We start from the raw sequence: 2,707 nt of genomic DNA, 5'->3' as shown, positions 1-2,707 counted from the left end.
GATCGCGTCCGTGCCGTCGGAGCCCGTGGTGATCTGGCCACCGGCCTGCGCCTCGCCGCCGAGGCTGCCGTCCACGGCGGCCGTTCCCTCACCTGAGACGCCGATCGGCGCGGAGCCGTCGGCGTTGTTGATCGTCAGGGTGACGGGAATCGTGACGACTCCGCCAATACCACGCCCGGTCACCTGGATGGTGTACACGCCCGGAGTGGTCACAGTGCCCGAGATGCCACCGTTGCCGTCGTACTCCAGCCCTTCCGGAAGCCCGGTGACGTCATCGACGACGAACCCGGCCGACTGAGTGGCCTGGACGAGCGCTCCTGCGTTGAAGGAGAACTCCGCCCCGGCGTCGAACGAGGGGGCGGCCACGGCGACGGTCTGGATGTCGTCACGGACGGTGGGCGCATCGGGAGCGGCGATGACCATTCCGCCCACGAGCGCGACCGCTGCTGCGGCTGCGACGGGGGCGGCAAGGCGACCCCGGACGATACGACGAGGACGGGCGAGGCGAGCACGCATCGGCTGGTTCCTTCCGGAGGGGTTCAGATCGCTCACTCCGCGGAACGGGAGGGCAGACCATTACGAGTGCCACTCTAACCACATGCACACCAACTGTCTACTTCTGCCACATAACTCACTCGGTTCTCATAAGTCACACCAGTAACACACCCCCTGGGTATATTCGCGCGCGCGGATCCGCGCTCACCGCTTCGGCATGCGCAGCGCCGCAGGGAGACGGCCGCGGGAAAATCACGGCGGCCCGGCCCCCGTGTCGGGGCCGGGCCGCAGGAGACCGAGAGGCGGGGTCAGGCGCCGGGGACCGGGACGGAGGTCGCGAGCGCCGCCTCACCGGCATCCGCGTCGTCCGGGTCGACACCGTCCCGGTTCGCACCGTCGGTGCTCGCGTTGTCGGAGGCGGCGATCGAAGTTCCGGTTCCGGCCTCGTCGGCGGCGGCCGTGGTGGTGGCCGGGGAGGAGGCGCCGGGGCTGGTGGTGGCCGTGCCGGTGACCGTGGTGACTGGATTGCCGTCATCGTCGACGATCACCGTGACCGGCGGCGGGACCATCTCGCCGCCGAAGACCAGCGTGCACAGTCCCTCACTGAGCGAGCCGGCCTCGCCGACGAGCGCTGACCCGCGCCCCTCCCCCGCGACCACGTCGAGCAGGTTCGGGAAGGAGTCCAGCGCAGAGGTGATCAGATCGATGACGCCGGTGGGAACCCCGTCGATCCCCAGCAGCGGGTAGAACTTGGCGACCGAACCGCCCAGGGCGGGCAACTCGCAGACCGCATCGGTCTCGGGCACCGGGTCACCGACGCTCGTGTCGTCTCCACTGGCGGAGTCGAGGCTGGCGGACTCGAGGCTGGCGGACTCGAGACTGCCCAGCGAACCGCCACCGAGTGAGCCCGAGTCGGCATTCTCGCCGCCGGCCCCGTCCTCGCCCGAGATGTCGTCCGATGAGCCCTCGGACCCTCCGGCGAGGCTGGACGCGTCGGGGTCGCCCCCCTCGAGACTGCCGAGCGAGATGCTGCCGGACGCGGCCTCGTCGGGGAGGGTGTCGCCGTCCTGCGCGTTGACGACGGGGACGGACAGGGCGACCAGCGCGAGTGCAGCGGCGGAGGCGGTGACGACCTTGCGGGTGAACATGTGTGATGGACCCTCTTCGACGGCGACGGACGTAATCGAGCCACTGCGCCCCACCGGGCCGCCCGAGGTCGACAGGGGGACTCTATCGCCCCGACCCGCGCCCCGTGGGGACATTGCCCCGGGGCGCGGGGAGGATCACTGCCCGAGGCTGCCCGCGCCGGTGGTGAGCAGGCCCAGCAGGGCGGCGGGGCCGCCGTCGAGCGCTGCGGCACCGGTGGCCGCCCCACCGGCGGTGGCGTCCACACCCGTGGTGGCGGCGCCGGAGGCCTCGCCGCCCAGGAGTGACGGGGAGATCGTGCACAGGATCTGCCCCACCGAACCGAGGCTCTCCATCGATCCGCCCTCGCCGAGCACGGACGGGAGCAGGTTGACCACCGTGTTGAGCAGAACCATCACGAGGCCCGTCGACTCGGCGTCGTCGCCGCCGGTCACCAGCGGCAGCAGCTGCGCCAGCGAGGCACCGTCCATCTGCCCGTCCCCGATGACCGCGCACAGGTCCGGGGTGGTGCCGACCTCGTCGTCGTCGTCCCCGGTCGCCTCGTCGGCGCCCTCACCGGTGCCGTCACCGTCGCCCGTTCCGTCACCCTCATCGCCGGCGGGGGTGTCGTCCTCGGCGGTCGGATCACCGGGGACCGCCGAGAGCGTGGGATCGGACTGCGTGGCGGTCGTGGTGGTCGCGGTGGTGGCGGGGCTCGTGGTGGCCGGGCTCGCCGTCGCCCCCTCCCCCGTCTCGTCCGTGCCGTCGGTGACGGTGATGGCGACCTTCTCCGACTGCGAGATCCCGGAGTTGGAGACGGTGACGAGAACCTCGTACTCACCGGCACGGGTGGGCGTGCCGGAGATGACCCAGCCGTTCTGGGTCAGACCGTCAGGCAGGCCGGTGACCTGCACCGTCGTCCCGGGCGGGATGGTTCCGCCGGCAGCCTGGGCGACGACGGGCTCGAGGTCGAGGTTGACGGCCGTGCCGAGCGGGAGCTCCTGCGCCGCGGCCTGGCCGGTCGCGTTCTGCGTGAGCTGGATGTCGCCGGCCTCGACGGCGGCGGGCGCGCCCACCGCCGCGACGG

Annotated in this window: 3 protein-coding genes; all 3 read right to left on the bottom strand. The window is 71.9% G+C overall.

Annotation, left to right across the window (positions count from 1 at the left end; all coding sequences use genetic code 11):
• On the bottom strand, window positions 1-516 hold a 516-nt coding region (locus tag G6023_RS11530; protein WP_347570765.1), incomplete at its 3' end, for a putative Ig domain-containing protein.
• Between the two features lie 287 nt (window positions 517-803).
• Window positions 804-1,643 (bottom strand): hypothetical protein, encoded by an 840-nt coding sequence (locus tag G6023_RS11525; protein WP_182635587.1) that lies wholly within the window; start codon window positions 1,641-1,643, stop codon window positions 804-806.
• 135 nt (window positions 1,644-1,778) lie between these two features.
• Window positions 1,779-2,707 (bottom strand): hypothetical protein (locus G6023_RS11520; protein ID WP_182635585.1); only part of this gene is annotated, 929 nt, incomplete at its 5' end.

This window comes from Dietzia sp. DQ11-71, from assembly GCF_014144995.1.
Lineage (GTDB): Bacteria > Actinomycetota > Actinomycetes > Mycobacteriales > Mycobacteriaceae > Dietzia > Dietzia kunjamensis.
The sequence above is the reverse complement of the archived record's forward strand: the minus strand, read 5'-3'. Positions and strand labels throughout refer to the sequence as shown.

Excerpts from the sequence above, each read along its gene's own strand:
- G6023_RS11525 (WP_182635587.1), bottom strand. The coding sequence starts at position 1,643 with ATGTTCACCCGCAAGGTCGTCACCGCCTCCGCCGCTGCACTCGCGCTG.